Raw genomic sequence first — 15,710 nt, 5'->3', positions numbered from 1 at the left:
AATCGACACTATGGAGAGCACAGCATGAGTACGAGACGCGATTTTCTGAAGACCGCTGCGGTGACTACCGGCGCAGTTGGCGCCACGGCATTGGGTTCGGCGCATATTTACGCGGCCGAACCGAAAAAAATCACCTGGCGATTGCAAACCTACGCAGGCCCCGCACTGGCCGAGCACGTTATCAAGCCGTCCATCGACGCCTTCAATAAAGCAGCCAATGGCCAGATGGAAATTCAGCTGTATTTTGCTGATCAACTGGTCCCGACAGGGGAGCTGTTTCGCGCCATGCAGCGCGGCACCATCGATGCGGTGCAAAGCGATGATGACTCAATTGCAGCACCGGTCGATGTTGCGGTGTTTGGCGGTTACTTTCCCTTTGCAACGCGCTACAGCCTGGATGTGCCGGTGTTGTTCGAGCAGTACGGCCTCAAGGAAATCTGGGAGGAAGCCTACGGTGAGGTGGAGGGCGTGACCTGGCTCGGCGCTGGTGCATGGGACCCGTGCAACTTCGCCACTGTTGAACCGATCAAGAGCCTTGATGATCTCAAGGGCAAGCGCATTTTCACCTTTCCAACCGCAGGCAAGTTCCTTGCACGTTTTGGCGTGATTCCGGTAACGCTGCCTTGGGAGGATGTCGAGGTGGCAGTGCAAACCGGCGAGCTCGATGGCATCGCCTGGTCAGGCATCACCGAGGACTACACCGTCGGCTGGGCCAACGTCACCAAGTACTTCCTGACCAATAATATTTCGGGCGCCTGGTGCGGTTCCTACTTTGCTAATTCAGAAAAATGGGCCGAGGTGCCGGAGCATCTGCAGACCTTGTTCAAACTGTGCATGGACAGCTCAAACTACTACCGCCAGCACTGGTATTGGGGCGGCGAGGCGCAGTTGCGTGTCGAGGGCAGCAAGTTGCAATTGACCAGCATTCCACCTGAACAGTGGAAAAAGGTCGAAGACGAAGCCCAAGTGTTCTGGGATGAAATTGCCAAGACCAGCCCGCGCTGCGCCAAGGTGGTCGAGATATTCAAAAAATACAACGCACTGATGGCCAAGGCCGGTTCGCCGTATCGATAACCGTTTGGCCGGTACGCCTGAGCCTGAGATCGAGCGGGCTCGGGCGTTGTGCGTTCAGGGAAGCGCTGAAAAACCACTGCACCAGCTATCAGTGTGTTGACGCGCTGCTTGGAATACTCCTTTTCAGCGATTCCAGGCAAAGCAATCCATCATCCATCCAGTTCATGTGTTCGCTAAATCGACAGGGATGTCGGTCATAACAATTAGACAGGGGGCATCATGCTCAATCCGCGGGATGTGAAAACCATCGAGGATGCCAAGCGCATTATCGAGGAGCGAAACCTGAGTCATATCAAAGTCGGTCTGTTCGATAACGACGGCGTCATGCGCGGTAAATACATGAGCCGCAGCAAATTCTACTCATCGCTGGAGCATGGTTTTGCATTCTGCGATGTGGTGCTCGGCTGGGATGTCAAAGACCAGCTCTACGACAATGCCAGCTACACCGGCTGGCATACGGGTTACCCCGATGCGCCGGTGCGGATCCTGCCGCAGACCTGCCGCGATATTCCGTTCGAGAACGGCATGCTGTTGTTCCTTGCCGAGTTTGACCAGCAAGCTGAAGCGGTCTGCCCGCGCGGTACTTTGCGCAAGGTTATCCAGCGTTGCCAGGACATGGGCTATGACCCATTTGCAGCACTGGAATACGAGTTTTTCATGTTTGATGAAACACCCGAGTCGGTGCGCGAAAAGGGCTACCGCAACCTCAAACCCTTCACCCCGGACTGGTTTGGCTATTCGATGGTTCGCAATTCGGTGCACGCCGAGCTTTACCATCAGATTCTCGAAATGTCGGAAATCATGGATTTCCCCATCGAAGGCCTGCACACAGAAACCGGGCCCGGCGTGCTTGAGGCCGCAATTGCCTATGACCACGCCGCCGACGCTGCCGACAAGGGCGCGCTGTTCAAGACCTTTATGAAAGTGTTGGCCCAGCGTAATGGCTTGATGGCGACTTTCATGGCCAAGTGGTCGGGGAAATATCCAGGGCAGAGTGGGCATATCCATGTTTCGCTGCGTAATCGCAGCAATGGCAAGTCGGCCTTTTTCGACCCGAGCCAAGCGCACAACATGAGCGAAGTGCAACGCCACTTCCTGGCAGGCCAACAGCGCTTGATGCCGGAGTTCTTGTGCATGGTCGCGCCTACGCTCAATAGCTATCGGCGCATGATCCCGGGTTTCTGGGCGCCGACCGATGCGACCTGGGGGGTCGAGAATCGTACGGCTGCGCTGCGGGTCATTCCCGGCAGCGACAAGTCGCAGCGCCAGGAGTACCGCCTCGGCGCGGCGGACGCCAATCCTTATCTGGCGTTATCCGTGGCATTGGCATCGGGCCTGTATGGTGTGATGCAAAAGTGGCAGCCGACCGAGCCCATCGTGGGTAACGCCTACGAACAGAAGCATCCCGAGCATTTGGCCCTGCCACGCACCTTGTGGGACGCCGCTCAGCGGTTAAGAGCTTCAAGCGCCGCCCGGGAGATGTTTGGCGATGCTTTTGTCGAGCACTTTGCGGCGAGTCGCGAGTGGGAAGAGCGTGAATACCGCCGCCATGTCAGTGATTGGGAGCTGGAGCGCTACTTTGAAATTATCTAGGGCCGTTGGGTCAACGTCCCGTCGCTAAGAATCCTCTTTTTGGAGTGTTTTATGGCTAGCTTGAAATGTATTTCACCGATTGATGGCTCGGTCTATGTCGAGCGGGAACTGGCGACAGCCCATGAAATAGAGGCGGCTTTGGCACAGGCTGACAAAGCCCAGCTGCACTGGAAGCAGACGCCCTTGAGCGAGCGAATCGCCATTGCCCGCAAGGCGATCGATATCTTTAGCGCTAAAGAAGGCCTGCTGGCGCAAGAGTTGTGCTGGATGATGGGCCGCCCAATTCGCTACGCCGCTGGCGAAATCAAAGGTTTTGTCGAGCGCGCCAGTTATATGGCCGATATCGCCGAGCAGGCATTGGCGGATATCCAGCTTCCCGACAAAGCCGGTTTCATTCGGTTTATCCGTCGTGAGCCGCTGGGTGTCGCGCTGGTCATTGCACCCTGGAATTACCCTTACCTCACTTCTGTAAATGCGGTGCTCCCGGCATTGTTGGCCGGTAACACGGTATTGCTTAAACATTCCGCGCAGACGCCACTGTGTTCTGAGCGCATGGTGGCGGCATTCCATGAGGCCGGGCTGCCGAAAGGGGTCTTCCAGTATTTGCACCTGAGCCATGCAGACACAGAAAAGTTGATACAGGCTCCCGCCGTGCAGCACGTGGCGTTTACCGGTTCGGTGCCGGGCGGGAAGATGGTCGAGCGTGCCGCAGCCGGGCGCTTTATCAGCACCGGGCTGGAACTGGGCGGGAAAGACCCGGCTTATGTGCGCGCCGATGCAGACTTGAGCCATGCCGTTGAAACCACCATCGACGGGGCCTTTTTCAATTCAGGGCAATCCTGTTGCGCGATCGAGCGCATTTATGTGCATGAGTCGCTGTATGAGGACTTCGTCAAACAGGCGGTGGCGTTGGTCAAAACCTACAAGCTGGGCCGTTCCGATGACCCGGAAACCACCTTGGGCCCCTTGGTAAAGCCCCAGGCCGCTGATTTTGTTCGTGGGCAAATCGAGGAGGCAACGCGTCAGGGCGCCACTGCACATATTGATCCGGCAGATTTTGCCATGGATAAACGCGGCACCGCTTACCTGGCGCCGCAACTGCTGACCGATGTCGACCACCGCATGCGGGTGATGACCGAGGAATCTTTTGGCCCGGTGGTGGGGGTGCAGAAGGTCAAGGATGATGAAGAAGCCCTGGCCCTGATGAACGACAGCGAGTTTGGCTTGACTGCGGCAATTTTCAGTCGCGATATAGACGGGGCAATGGCGTTGGCCGATCAAGTCCAGGCGGGCACTGTGTTTCTCAATCGCTGTGATTATCTGGACCCCGCGCTGGCCTGGACCGGAGTGAAAAACTCAGGGCGTGGCTGCACCTTGTCCAGTGTCGGCTTCGAGCACCTGACCCGGGCAAAATCCTTCCACTTCAAAACCGAATTGTGAGGTTGATATGAGTCATGATCAGTACCGGATGAACTGGAACTATCCGACTGCCATGCGAGTGGGTGTCGGGCGTATCGCCGAATTGGCGCAGGCCTGCAGCAGCCTGGGGATGCAGGCACCGCTGATAGTGACCGACCCTGGTCTCGCCGCATTGCCGATGATTGAAGCCGCAAGGGCGCAGTGTCGTGACAGCGGTCTCAATGTCGGCGTGTTCTCGGCCATTAAAGGCAACCCTACCGGGGACAATGTCATGGCTGGTGTTGCAGCGTTCAAGGCCGGCGGGCACGACGGGGTAATTGCCTTTGGCGGTGGCTCGGCCTTGGATGCCGGTAAAGCCATTGCACTGATGGTTGGGCAAGACCGACCGCTGTGGGACTTTGAAGACATCGGCGACAACTGCAACCGGGTGAATGTCGCCGGCATGGCGCCGGTGGTTGCGGTACCGACCACCGCCGGCACGGGCAGCGAAGTCGGGCGTGCCTCGGTGATCACTGATGCCGAGGCTCATATCAAGCGGATCATTTTCCACGCACGAATGCTCCCGGCTGTGGTGATACTCGACCCGGAATTGACCTTGGGCTTGCCCGCCAGGATCACTGCCGCAACGGGCATGGATGCGCTGTCACACAACCTTGAAGCCTATTGCTCACCCTTGTTTCACCCAATGGCTGAAGGTATTGCGCTCGAAGGCATGCGCCTGGTGCAGCAGTTTTTGCCGCGAGCGGTTGCCCATGGCGATGATGTCGAGGCGCGTTTGCAGATGCTGGTGGCCTCGAGCATGGGCGCGACGGCATTTCAACGTGGGCTTGGCGCCATGCATGCGCTGGCGCATCCGCTTGGCGCCCTGTATGACGCCCACCATGGCTTGCTAAACGCGGTGCTGATGCCCTATGTGCTGCAGGCGAACAAGGCCCAGATCGCGCCGCAGATGGAGAAGCTGGCACGCTACCTGGATTTGCCGGGGCAGGGGTTCAACGGTGTGCTTGACTGGGTGCTGGCGCTGCGTGAGGAACTGGGCATTCCGCACAGCCTGGTCGAGATTGGTATCGACGATACCCAGATCGAGCGTGTCGGCAGCATGGCCCAGGCTGATGCTTCGGCAGGCACCAATCCCATTGCATTCAGCGCGGCGCAATACAGTCAATTGTTCTTGCGGGCGCTGGACGGCAAGTTATAGCTTTTCTAGCAATACCGCTGCGCCGACCAATGATCGGCGCAGTGCTGCCTATTGTTCGGCTTGCGCCGCTTTCAGTGCTTCATAGGACGGCGCGGCGTAGATCCCAACTTCAACCGCCAGGGCCATGACACGCTCAAGGTCAGTGCTGTAAACCAGTACTGCCTGTAACTCGTCATCCAGCGGCTCGCTCAAGTCAACCAGCACATAACCCTTGGTTTCCGGGCTGAGGCTGCCGAGTTGCACCTGGATACGGTTAAGCGCTTTCAGCGGTTCGACTTTCACCAGTTGCTTGGGCTTGAGTACAAAGCTGACCTGTGGCCCGAACGAGTCGACAATCTGCTGGAACAGCGCGTCGTAGCTGTCGGCCTGAAACAGCACGGTTTCCGGCAGGCTACCGATCACCACCCATTCGCCCAGTGGAATGGGAAAGCTCTCGTCATAGTTGATGTCCGGGTTGGCCGCCAGGAACGCTTGCGGGTCGGCATAGGCTTGCGCCGCTTCATCAGCGATCTTTGCCACTTCTTCAGGGAGCATGCAACCCGAGCTAATTTTACTGATCAATTCTTCGAGCTGGGTTTTCATCTGGCATCCTGTGTATGTATCAGAGCGGTGGTTGAGAATATAGGGCGTATCTAGCGCAAGTGGGCCTCAGCCAAGGTTAGCTTGCGCGGTATCAGGCTGCTGTCCCAGTGTTGGGTCGCCCATTTCAGTAATTCGCCGGGGCTGGAGCCCGTGGCATCGTCCGGCGTTGCCTGGCCCAGGGTTCGCATGGCGCGAAGCAACTGGGCGGTTGCCTGCTCGGCCTGGAGTGGCGGAGAACGATAGGATTTACCCAGTTTGTGGCCATCGGGCTGGATAATCAGTGGGACATGCAAGTAACGCGGTTGGGCGAAACCCAGCAGCTCCTGCAAATACAACTGGCGCGGGGTTGAGTCGAGCAGGTCTGCGCCGCGAACGACATCGGTAATGCCTTGCCAGGCATCATCGATCACCACTGCCAGTTGGTAGGCGTACAAGCTGTCGCGGCGGCGAATCACCATGTCGCCGACTTCCCGGCCCAAATGCTGGCGAAACTCACCCTGCACGCGATCGGTAAAGTGATAGCTCAGCTCGGGTACGCGCAAGCGGATTGCCGCATTGTCGAGTGGCTTGCCGAGATTGCGGCAAAAACCTGGGTAGACACCCTGGTAGGTCTCCAACTCTTTGCGCGAGCAGGTGCAGGCGTAGGCCAGGCCTTGGTTGAAAAGGCTTTCTAGAACATGCTGGTAGTGTTCATGGCGCTCGCTCTGGCGCACTAATTCGCCATCCCATTCGAATCCGTAGTTCTCCAGCGATGTCATGATCGCCGCTTGAGCGCCGGGCATTTCACGGGGCGGATCGAGATCCTCCATCCGTACCAGCCAGCGGCCACCCACCGCGCGCGCGTCGAGATAGGACGCCAGGGCTGCGACCAGTGAACCGAAGTGAAGGTAACCGCTTGGAGTGGGAGCGAAGCGTCCGATGTAGTCAGGATTATTCATGGGAGCGAGCCAGCCTGATGCAGGCAAGTGTGCGCGACGGAAACGGCACGGGGAGAATCAAAACGGGGTGCCTTGGCACCCCGTTTTCCAGATCAGGAACCGACCTGTTTTTCTTTGATTTCCGCTAGGGTTTTGCAGTCAATGCAAAGTGTAGCGGTTGGGCGGGCTTCAAGTCGGCGGATGCCAATTTCAACGCCGCAGGACTCACACCAGCCGTAATCTTCGTCTTCGATCAGCTGCAGGGTCTCGTCAATCTTCTTGATCAGCTTGCGCTCGCGATCACGCGCGCGCAGTTCCAGGCTGAACTCTTCTTCCTGGCTTGCACGATCGGCTGGATCAGGAAAGTTGGCTGCCTCGTCCTGCATGTGATGCACAGTGCGATCGACTTCTTGCATCAGTTCCAGCTTCCACTTGTTGAGGATGCCGGTAAAATGCGCACGCATGGGCTCACCCATGTACTCTTCACCCTTGCTCTCTTGGTAGGGTTCGAAGCCACGGATCAGTTGACCGCTTTTTGCTTTTGCTTTGGTGGGCATGGATGACCGCCTCTCACTTTCTCAATTCTACTGCGCAGGATGATATCCCTTTGCCGACTTTCAGTCGGCCCTGCGGCTGCAAGCGGGCGAACTTACCAGATCAATACCCATCGCGCTACTCCCGGTTGTCTAGCACGTCACGCTTTTGTGGGCTTGATGGGCATATATGCCTCTGTTTTTATTGGTAATCCGCTTTTGCATCCGCAGTAGAAGCCTGTAATAGATGGCTTCCAGCGGTTTTCGCCGTTTGTTTAAACAAGAAGCTTATAAACCGAAGATTTAAGTGTTTTTATTTCGTATTAGGGCTTTTCAGCGCAGGTCACTGCCGTTTTTCCTGTCGGTTGGTTAGACTCCAGCGTTTGTTTACCTGCCAAGGCAACTTCATGGCCCAATCCTATAGTGCACGCAGTCGCGCGATCGAACCCTTCCATGTGATGGCGCTGTTGGCCCGCGCCAACCAGTTGCAGGCGGAGGGTCATGATGTCATCCACCTTGAAATTGGCGAGCCCGACTTCACCACGGCCGCGCCTATCGTGGCTGCCGGACAGGCCGCCTTGGCTGCGGGCCACACTCGCTATACCCCGGCCCGGGGCATTGTGCAGTTGCGTGAAGCAATCTCGGGTTTCTATGCCCAGCGCTATGGGCTCGATATCGATCCGCAGCGAATCCTGATTACCCCAGGTGGCTCAGGTGCCTTGCTATTGACCAGCAGCTTGTTGGTCGATCCAGGCAAGTATTGGCTGTTGGCTGATCCGGGTTATCCCTGTAACCGGCATTTCCTGCGTTTGATCGAAGGCGCGGCGCAGTTGGTTCCGGTGGGCCCTGAGGTGCGCTATCAACTGACGCCCGAGCTGGTTGCGCGGCACTGGGACAGCTCCAGTGTCGGGGCCCTGGTTGCATCACCGGCCAACCCGACCGGGACGATCTTGCAGCGCGATGAGTTGGCAGGCTTATCGCAAGCGGTGAAGCAACGGGGTGGCCACCTGGTGGTTGATGAGATTTACCACGGTCTGACTTATGGCGTGGATGCCAGCAGCGTGCTGGAAGTCGATGATCAAGCCTTCGTGCTTAACAGCTTCTCAAAATACTTCGGTATGACCGGCTGGCGCCTGGGCTGGATGGTCGCGCCTGAAGCGGCTGTGCCCGAGCTTGAGAAGCTGGCGCAAAATCTCTACATCAGCGCGCCGAGCATGGCGCAACATGCCGCGCTTGCCTGTTTCGAGCCGGCGACTATCGACATTCTCGAGCAACGCCGCGAACAGTTTGCAAAGCGGCGTGATTTCTTGCTGCCGGCATTGCGGGAGCTGGGCTTTAAAATTGCGGTAGAGCCCGAAGGCGCCTTCTATCTATATGCAGATATCTCGGCGTTTGGTGGCGATGCCTTTGCATTTTGCGAGCACTTTCTTGATTCCGAGCACGTGGCGTTTACGCCCGGCCTGGACTTTGGCCGTCATCAAGCGACGCAACATGTGCGCTTTGCCTATACGCAAAGCCTGCCGCGCTTGCAGGAAGCGGTCGAACGTATTGCCCGTGGCCTAAAAAGCTGGAGTGGCCATGCAGTTTGATCCGCCGCTTGAGGAAGGGCGCTTGCTGCGCCGGTACAAGCGCTTTTTGGCTGATATCGAAACCAGCAGCGGCGAGTTGCTGACCATCCACTGCGCGAACACCGGCTCAATGCTCAATTGCATGAGCGAAGGCGCGCGGATTTGGTTTAGCCGCTCCAGTGATCCGAAGCGCAAGCTGCCCGGTAGTTGGGAAATAGGCGAGACCCCGCACGGGCGGCTGGCCTGTATCAATACAGCGCGGGCCAATACCCTGGTTGAAGAGGCGCTGCTGGCTGGGCGGATTGCCGAACTGAGCGGTTTTACAGCGCTCAAGCGCGAAGTGCCTTACGGGCAGGAGCGCAGCCGGATTGATTTTCGGCTTCAATACCCTTCAGGCTTTGCCTTCGTGGAAGTTAAAAGCGTTACCCTGGGCTTTGCCGATAGCGATGTGGCGGCTTTTCCAGATGCGCGTACCGAGCGCGGAGCCAAGCACCTGCGTGAATTGGCCGCCCTGGCCAGGGATGGGGTGCGTGCGGTGCAGCTTTATTGCGTCAATCTGTCGGGTATTACCGCAGTACGCGCCGCCAGTGAAATCGACCCGGCCTATGCCGCTGCTTTGCTTGAAGCCAGGCAGGCTGGCGTCGAAGTGCTGGCGTATGGGGTGGATATCAGCCCCTTGGGGATAACGTTGGTGCGGCCCTTGCCCGTCATTGGGCTTTAGTCTTGGCGCAGCCTGCTGTCACAGCTTGACCCAGATACCCTGGGCGTCTTCACCGCAGTCAACGGTCGCCAATGATTGACCTTCGCACGGCCCGGTGACGCATTCGCCCGACTCGATCAGGAACAAGGCGCCATGGGTTGCGCATTGGATCAAGCTGGCGCTGCTGTCGAGAAACTGGTTGGGCTGCCATTCCAGGGGGACGCCGCGATGGGGGCAGCTGTTGTGATAGGCAAACAGCTGGGCATCCTTGCGCACGATCAGGATTTGTTGCCCTGCCACTTCAAAACCAAGGCTCTGGCTTTCTGCAAGCGCCGTGCTGGCGCATAGGTAGATCATGAGGCTCTCCACAATTAGTGCGCATTATCACGCATCTAGCGGGGAGGCGAATAGGGTGCGCATCCTTGCGCAATTTGAAAGCCTGGGTTGCGCCGTGGTGGGCAAGCTTCGCGTTGTAACAGCCTACTGACGGCGTTTGGGTTGAGCCGGGTAGGGTGGCGCTTTTCTATCCACCGTTTCTCGCGGTTCATTAGTACTGCCAGGAGGCCGACACCCTTACGCTGCGCCCGACTTCGCTGTAGTAGTCATCGGGTTGGACGAGCGCGCCGTCTGGTACGTTCAGTGCATTCCAGTATTTCTTGTCGAGGATGTTGAAGACACCCGCTTGCAGCTTGACGCCGTCCAACGCTGCGGGCTGCCAATAGGCGGTCATGTCAACGACACCGTAGCCCGGGGCTTTAAAGTCGGCGTCTGTCTCGACCTTGTCGCGAGCGCTGGCTGCGGTCAGCATCAAGTCGCTGCCAAAGCGCTCATGCTCGTAGCTCAGGCCGAGGGTGGTGGTCAGCGGCGCAACCGAGTTCAGGTCTTGATTGGTCTTGCGGTCTTCGCCACGCGCCCAGGCCACTGCCCCCCAAAGTTTCCAGTCCTTGCTAAAGCCCCAGTGTGCGGTCGCTTCGGCGCCGTAGATGCGCACTTTGTCGCGGTTTTCAGTACGGGTCACACCGAATGGATAATCAGCGGCATCCAGGCCAAGATCGGCAACTTGCTGGCTGTCGAGCAGCACGCCTTCATCAATAAAGTTCTTGTAATGGTTGTCGAACAGGCTTAGCGAACCGCCCAACTGGTTGTTGCCGAATTGACCGCCCACCTCGTAACCGTTGCTTTCTTCTGGCTTGAGATCCGGGTTGCCCACGCGCAGATAAGTACCCGAGGCGCCGTAGTTCATGTACAGCTGGGTGGCGTCCGGTGCTTTGAAACCTTGTGCCCATTGCGCATAAAGCAGCGCTTGCTCGGCCACCTGCCAGGTGGCCAACAGGCTGGCGGACAGCTTGCTGTCATCACTGTCGGTAAGGGACGAGTTGTTATTGGGGTTGACGTTATCGGCGTAGTCGCCGCCTGCGTCGGGTTCGACTTTATAGGCGTCGTAGCGCAAGCCCGGGGTCAGCTTGAATACCCCATCGGCAAAGCTGATTTCATCTGCAGCGTACACTGCCCATTGGCGGCCTTTGGCTTCAGGGCTGTCGGCCTGGTTGGTGTGCAGGAAATCACACGCGCTCGGGCCCATGTAGACGGGTGAGCTCGGCGAGGGTGAAACCAGGTTGGCCGGGCAGTTATCCTGGCCTTTTGAGGCTTGCTGGGTTTCGATCCAATACAGTTCGCCGCCCAGGCTGAAGTCATGATCCAGGCCCACCAACTGCTTTTTTTTACCCACTTCACCAGTGAAGCCATACAGGGTTTTCTCGATACGGTTGTTACGCTGGAAAACCCCGCTTGGGTATTTGTAGGGGTTTTCTGGCAAGCCAAACATCTGGAATACAAAGTCGGGAATACCTGCACGGGAGTCGAGGGCGCGCACGGCATCCTGGTCGTCTTCACGCTCGATTTTCTGCCAGTAGGTGATTGCATGGGCACGGTCGAGCCAGCCGTCACTGTCTTGTGCCTTGAAGTCATAGTCCAGCGACAGGCGTTGGCGCTTGGTGTCTTCCTGGGTGCTGTTTTCACCGGCCAGATAAGTACTGCCTTGGCCAGTGCGGGTGTCGATGTCATTTTCGCGCTTGAAGTATTCGGCGGTGAAACCTAGCTGGTGACCACCATCGAAGCCTTGCTGCAGCTTGAGCAAGGCATTGTGCCGGTCGACATCTGCAGGGTTGGCCTCGGTGCGCCCGGCGCCCAGCAGGTTGTCGTTCCCCGAGGTTTCGAGCTCGTCGCCTTGGCGTTTGCCTGCTTGCAGTAACCATTTGGTGTGGTTGTAGCGGCCCGCCAGCGCTGCATTGAGCCCCCAGCTATTGTCTGCGCTGTCGTAGTCGGTTTTGGCCAGGGTTGCGAAGTCTTGTCCTTCGCTGAGCAGGTCATCCGGGTTGAGGGTGAACAGTTGCACTGCACCACCGAGGGCGCCTGAGCCTGCCTGGCTGGAGTTGGCGCCGCGAACGATATCCACCGCCGACAAACTGTTGAAATCAATTGCATCCAAGCCGCCCTGGGCACCGCCAGTTGGCCCCTGGCTGCGTGCGCCATCCGTCATCCAGGGCACGCGAATCCCGTCGATTGTGGTCAGCACACGATCGCGGTCAAGCCCGCGAATATTGATGCTCTCATTGTTGCGGTTGAAATTTACCCCCGGTTCCGAGCGCCGCCCCAGGTCGTCAAAACTGCGAATAAAACGCTTGTCCAGCGCTTCGGCATCGGTGCGTGTGGTGGTCGGCAAAGGCGCTTGTATGGGTGTCCCGGTGACCTCTGTGTCGGCGAGTTTGGCCGGTTCTGTTGCCGCAAGGCTTAAGGAAGGGCCGAGCAACATAAGCGCCAGGTATGAACGCAAGGGGAAGGGTGCTGTAGCAAACATGAAAACTCCTAAAGGTGTGTTGGGCAGCTTCTGTGAGTGCTTGTTGGAATTTGCGCAAACAGTAATGAGATTGATATGCTAATGCAAATGATTATCAAATCTAATTAGTAAAGAAAAAATGCCAACCGTCCCTTGCTGGCGCAGACATTCGTCGTGCGGCAGTGGAAAAACCGTTCATTAGGAGCCGTTCAGTCATGAGCAATCTCAACTCGTCACAGGTCTGTGATCTATATCGAAACTGGCAACAACTACGTGGCGCTCAGCCTCGACTGCGCGCACGCGATGCGGCTGCGCACTTGAGTGTCAGTGAGGCTGAACTGGTTGCCAGCCGATTGGCTGTCGATACCGTGCGATTGCGCCCTGACTGGGCGCAGTTGCTGCCGGCACTGGGCGACTTGGGTTATGTGATGGCTTTAACCCGCAACGAGCATTGCGTGCATGAGCGCAAAGGCTTTTATCGCGAGGTGACCGTGAGTGCTGGCGGGCAAATGGGCCTGGTGGTGTCGGCGGATATTGATCTGCGCTTGTTTCTGGGTGGATGGAACAGTGTATTTGCTATCGCCGAGCAGACTGACAAAGGCATTCAGCGCAGTATTCAGGTGTTCGACCATCAAGGCATGGCGATCCACAAGGTATTTCTCACTGATACCAGTGAACTCGCTGCCTGGGAGCCTTTGGTCGAGCGTTTCCGAGCCCCGCAACAAAGTGCCGAGCTACAGCTGCAAGCGCGACCTGAGCCGTTGGTTGTAAGGCCAGACAGCGAGATTGATCAGCAAGGGTTACGTCAGGGCTGGTCTGCACTTAAAGACACCCACCATTTTTTTGCCTTGTTGAAAAAACACGGTGCTGCGCGGACCCAGGCGCTGCGCCTAGCGGGCAATGAATGGGCTGAATCTCTGGACCCGAGCGAGTTGACCCGCGCGTTGGAGCTGGCGGGGGAGCGCGACATCGGCATCATGGTGTTTGTTGGCAACCGTCATTGCATCCAGATTCATTCCGGGCCGATCAGCAAGTTACGGTGGATGGATACCTGGTTCAATGTACTGGACCCGGAGTTCAATCTGCACCTCAAAACGCCAGCTATCACCGAGTTGTGGCGTGTACGTAAACCCAGCAGCGATGGTGTTATCACCAGCCTTGAAGCCTTCGATGCCGAGGGCGAGTTGGTCATCCAGCTATTTGGCGCACGCAAGCCGGGCATCCCGGAACTTAGAACCTGGCGTGAACTGGTTGAGTCGCTTCCAGCGGCAACGCACTAGTTTCCATTGATTTTTGGCAGCGGTGTCAGCAGGCGCCTCAAGCGGACAGGTGGCATGGGATTTATGAACATAGGTATTGGCGGGTTTGTTTTGAGTGTGGCGGCAGGCGTTATGTTTTGGGGGATCGCCCAGGCAGAGCCATTGCCGCAGCGCTGGGTGAGTGCGGGTGGTTCGATCAGCGAGTGGGTGGTCGAGCTGGGCGGTGAGTCGAAGCTGGTCGGGGTCGACACCACCAGTCAGCATCCGGCTGCGTTGCGAGAACTGCCAAGCATTGGTTATCAACGTCAACTCGCCGCCGAAGGCATTCTCGCGCTGAAACCGGACTTGCTGCTCGGGAGCGATGAAATGGGGCCGCCGCCCGTGCTTGCTCAGTTGCAGGCTGCGGGCGTTGATATCGAGCGTGTATCGGTCAGTCCGCAGTTACCGGCATTGCAAGCCAACCTGCAACGTATTGGTCAATTATTGGGCGATACCAAAGGTGCGCAGTCTGTATTCGACGCTTATCAACAGCGCCTGCAACGCCAGCAGCAGTGGGTGAGTCAGGCGCAGGCACATGAAGCCGCGCCGACCGTATTGTTGCTGCTGGGGCATAGCGGCGGCAGCCCAATGGCGGGTGGCGTCGATACTTCGGCAGATTGGCTCATCAAGCAGGCGGGTGGCATCAATCTGGCCAGTCACCAGGGATATAAGGCCCTGTCCAGCGAGGCGCTGGTTGGGCTGGACCCGCAGGTTATAGTGATTGCCGACCGTAGCCTTGAGGGCGAGCAGGCCAAGCAAGCCTTGCTCAAGCAAAACCCAGGATTGGCCGCGACTCGGGCGGCACGGCATGGGCGTCTTATTGGGCTGGACCCGACGCTGCTGGTGGGTGGTTTGGGGCCGCGTTTGCCGGATGGACTGGCGGCCTTGTCCGCAGCCTTTTATCCTGAGAGCCAACCTTTGACCGCCGACGCCAAGTTGACCCCATGAATCTAGTTGTCAAACCGCGTCCATTGCTTATCGCACTGGGCGTGTTGCTGTTGTGCGCATTCAGCTTATCCCTGGCGTTGGGGCCGGTCAGCCTGTCCCTCGCCGATACCGCTAAAGCCTTGCTTAATCTGCTGGGGTTTCCTGTCGCAGGTGCCGAGCAGGCGCAGTTGATCATTGAGCAGATCCGCATGCCGCGCAGCCTGTTGGGCGCGGCAGTGGGCTGTGTCCTGGCGCTGTGCGGGGTGGCGATGCAAGGCCTGTTTCGCAACCCCCTGGCCGACCCCGGTTTAGTCGGTGTGTCGAGTGGTGCGGCCCTGGGGGCAGCAGTGGCGATTGTCGGTGGTGCCATGCTCGGCGGGATTCCGGCGGCAATTTCACCCTATCTGTTGTCGGTCTGTGCATTCGCTGGCGGTTTGCTGGTGACCGCCATGGTCTATCGGCTGGGCCGACGCGATGGCGTTACCCATGTCGGCACCATGTTGCTGGCGGGCATTGCCCTGACTGCCTTGGCTGGCGCAGCCATTGGCCTGTTTACCTACCTGGCCGATGACGCAACGCTGCGCACCCTGACATTCTGGAACCTGGGCAGCCTCAATGGCGCCAGCTACCCGCGCCTGTGGCCATTGCTGGTTGTCACCCTTGGCGTTGGCTTGTGGCTACCGCGCCGGGCCAGTGCATTGAATGCATTGTTGCTCGGAGAGTCCGAGGCCCGGCATCTAGGCATTGAGGTCGAGCGGGTCAAGCGTGAACTGGTGCTCTGTACCGCCCTTGGTGTCGGCGCAGCGGTGGCGGCGGCTGGAATGATTGGATTTATCGGCCTGGTTGTTCCGCATCTGGTCCGCTTGTTGGCTGGGCCGGACCATCGCCTGTTGTTGCCTGCCTCTGCACTGGCGGGGGCGAGTCTATTGCTCTTTGCCGACTTGTTGGCACGCCTGGTGCTGGCGCCGGCAGAGTTGCCGATCGGCATAGTGACCGCGCTGATCGGTGCGCCGTTCTTCCTGTATTTATTGTTGAGAGGACGTGCCTGATGTTGCGAGCCGAGAA

14 protein-coding genes are annotated in these 15,710 nt (G+C 58.1%); 9 read left to right on the top strand and 5 right to left on the bottom strand.

Features of this window, described 5'->3' with window-relative positions; translation table 11 throughout:
* The first annotated feature begins 24 nt into the window (after positions 1-24).
* The 4 genes from dctP to CHB79_RS14060 all read left to right on the top strand — a co-directional run bounded on the left by dctP (position 25) and on the right by CHB79_RS14060 (position 5,284).
* Entirely contained in the window at positions 25-1,074 is a 1,050-nt protein-coding gene (dctP, locus tag CHB79_RS14075; RefSeq protein ID WP_010487638.1) for a TRAP transporter substrate-binding protein DctP, read from the top strand.
* 219 nt (positions 1,075-1,293) lie between these two features.
* Positions 1,294-2,667, top strand: a complete 1,374-nt coding sequence (locus CHB79_RS14070) for a glutamine synthetase family protein (protein ID WP_089360397.1) — start codon at positions 1,294-1,296, stop codon at positions 2,665-2,667.
* A gap of 51 nt (positions 2,668-2,718) precedes the next feature.
* A complete protein-coding gene (locus tag CHB79_RS14065; protein WP_089360396.1) occupies positions 2,719-4,107 on the top strand; it encodes an aldehyde dehydrogenase family protein in 1,389 nt (462 codons plus the stop codon).
* Positions 4,108-4,114: 7 nt separating this feature from the next.
* Positions 4,115-5,284, top strand: a complete 1,170-nt coding sequence (locus CHB79_RS14060; RefSeq protein ID WP_089360395.1) for an iron-containing alcohol dehydrogenase — start codon at positions 4,115-4,117, stop codon at positions 5,282-5,284.
* A gap of 48 nt (positions 5,285-5,332) precedes the next feature.
* Here CHB79_RS14060 and CHB79_RS14055 read toward each other — a convergent pair whose 3' ends face one another.
* The 3 genes from CHB79_RS14055 to dksA form a co-directional block, all read right to left on the bottom strand.
* Positions 5,333-5,866 (bottom strand): hypothetical protein, encoded by a 534-nt coding sequence (locus tag CHB79_RS14055; RefSeq protein ID WP_010487646.1) that lies wholly within the window; start codon positions 5,864-5,866, stop codon positions 5,333-5,335.
* A 50-nt stretch (positions 5,867-5,916) separates the two neighbouring features.
* Positions 5,917-6,804: a tRNA glutamyl-Q(34) synthetase GluQRS gene (gluQRS, locus tag CHB79_RS14050; RefSeq protein WP_089360394.1), complete on the bottom strand. Its 888-nt coding sequence runs from the start codon at positions 6,802-6,804 to the stop codon at positions 5,917-5,919.
* Positions 6,805-6,896: 92 nt separating this feature from the next.
* Complete coding sequence (dksA, locus tag CHB79_RS14045; protein WP_010487649.1) at positions 6,897-7,340, bottom strand: RNA polymerase-binding protein DksA; 444 nt, start codon at positions 7,338-7,340, stop codon at positions 6,897-6,899.
* A 383-nt stretch (positions 7,341-7,723) separates the two neighbouring features.
* On the opposite strand from dksA, the gene CHB79_RS14040 reads away from it, so the two are divergent.
* Positions 7,724-8,905 (top strand): pyridoxal phosphate-dependent aminotransferase, encoded by a 1,182-nt coding sequence (locus CHB79_RS14040; RefSeq protein ID WP_089360393.1) that lies wholly within the window; start codon positions 7,724-7,726, stop codon positions 8,903-8,905.
* Complete coding sequence (gene sfsA, locus CHB79_RS14035) at positions 8,895-9,605, top strand: DNA/RNA nuclease SfsA (protein WP_089360392.1); 711 nt, start codon at positions 8,895-8,897, stop codon at positions 9,603-9,605. Before CHB79_RS14040 ends, sfsA begins: the two co-directional genes overlap by 11 nt.
* Before the next feature lie 18 nt (positions 9,606-9,623).
* Here the strand turns inward: sfsA and CHB79_RS14030 are convergent, their stop codons facing one another.
* Complete coding sequence (locus CHB79_RS14030) at positions 9,624-9,941, bottom strand: Rieske (2Fe-2S) protein (protein ID WP_089360391.1); 318 nt, start codon at positions 9,939-9,941, stop codon at positions 9,624-9,626.
* Between the two features lie 190 nt (positions 9,942-10,131).
* On the bottom strand, positions 10,132-12,441 hold the full coding sequence (locus tag CHB79_RS14025; RefSeq protein WP_089360390.1) for a TonB-dependent hemoglobin/transferrin/lactoferrin family receptor: 2,310 nt from the start codon (positions 12,439-12,441) through the stop codon (positions 10,132-10,134).
* 194 nt (positions 12,442-12,635) lie between these two features.
* On the opposite strand from CHB79_RS14025, the gene CHB79_RS14020 reads away from it, so the two are divergent.
* The 3 genes from CHB79_RS14020 (at position 12,636) to CHB79_RS14010 (ending at position 15,694) form a co-directional block, all read left to right on the top strand.
* On the top strand, positions 12,636-13,700 hold the full coding sequence (locus tag CHB79_RS14020; RefSeq protein ID WP_089360389.1) for a hemin-degrading factor: 1,065 nt from the start codon (positions 12,636-12,638) through the stop codon (positions 13,698-13,700).
* A gap of 111 nt (positions 13,701-13,811) precedes the next feature.
* Positions 13,812-14,666: a heme/hemin ABC transporter substrate-binding protein gene (locus tag CHB79_RS14015; RefSeq protein WP_425439608.1), complete on the top strand. Its 855-nt coding sequence runs from the start codon at positions 13,812-13,814 to the stop codon at positions 14,664-14,666.
* The gene (locus CHB79_RS14010; protein ID WP_089360388.1) at positions 14,663-15,694 is read left to right on the top strand and encodes a FecCD family ABC transporter permease; all 1,032 of its coding nucleotides are present in this window, start codon (positions 14,663-14,665) and stop codon (positions 15,692-15,694) included. Before CHB79_RS14015 ends, CHB79_RS14010 begins: the two co-directional genes overlap by 4 nt.
* Positions 15,695-15,710 lie beyond the last annotated feature (16 nt).

This window comes from Pseudomonas segetis (assembly GCF_900188155.1).
Lineage (GTDB): Bacteria > Pseudomonadota > Gammaproteobacteria > Pseudomonadales > Pseudomonadaceae > Aquipseudomonas > Aquipseudomonas segetis.
This window is presented reverse-complemented; position numbering and strand designations above follow the sequence as displayed.

Coding starts and splice junctions, on each gene's coding strand:
- dctP (WP_010487638.1), top strand. CDS start 25: ATGAGTACGAGACGCGATTTTCTGAAGACCGCTGCGGTGACTACCGGC.
- CHB79_RS14070 (WP_089360397.1), top strand. CDS start 1,294: ATGCTCAATCCGCGGGATGTGAAAACCATCGAGGATGCCAAGCGCATT.
- CHB79_RS14065 (WP_089360396.1), top strand. CDS start 2,719: ATGGCTAGCTTGAAATGTATTTCACCGATTGATGGCTCGGTCTATGTC.
- CHB79_RS14060 (WP_089360395.1), top strand. CDS start 4,115: ATGAGTCATGATCAGTACCGGATGAACTGGAACTATCCGACTGCCATG.
- CHB79_RS14055 (WP_010487646.1), bottom strand. CDS start 5,866: ATGAAAACCCAGCTCGAAGAATTGATCAGTAAAATTAGCTCGGGTTGC.
- gluQRS (WP_089360394.1), bottom strand. CDS start 6,804: ATGAATAATCCTGACTACATCGGACGCTTCGCTCCCACTCCAAGCGGT.
- dksA (WP_010487649.1), bottom strand. CDS start 7,340: ATGCCCACCAAAGCAAAAGCAAAAAGCGGTCAACTGATCCGTGGCTTC.
- CHB79_RS14040 (WP_089360393.1), top strand. CDS start 7,724: ATGGCCCAATCCTATAGTGCACGCAGTCGCGCGATCGAACCCTTCCAT.
- sfsA (WP_089360392.1), top strand. CDS start 8,895: ATGCAGTTTGATCCGCCGCTTGAGGAAGGGCGCTTGCTGCGCCGGTAC.
- CHB79_RS14030 (WP_089360391.1), bottom strand. CDS start 9,941: ATGATCTACCTATGCGCCAGCACGGCGCTTGCAGAAAGCCAGAGCCTT.
- CHB79_RS14025 (WP_089360390.1), bottom strand. CDS start 12,441: ATGTTTGCTACAGCACCCTTCCCCTTGCGTTCATACCTGGCGCTTATG.
- CHB79_RS14020 (WP_089360389.1), top strand. CDS start 12,636: ATGAGCAATCTCAACTCGTCACAGGTCTGTGATCTATATCGAAACTGG.
- CHB79_RS14015 (WP_425439608.1), top strand. CDS start 13,812: ATGTTTTGGGGGATCGCCCAGGCAGAGCCATTGCCGCAGCGCTGGGTG.
- CHB79_RS14010 (WP_089360388.1), top strand. CDS start 14,663: ATGAATCTAGTTGTCAAACCGCGTCCATTGCTTATCGCACTGGGCGTG.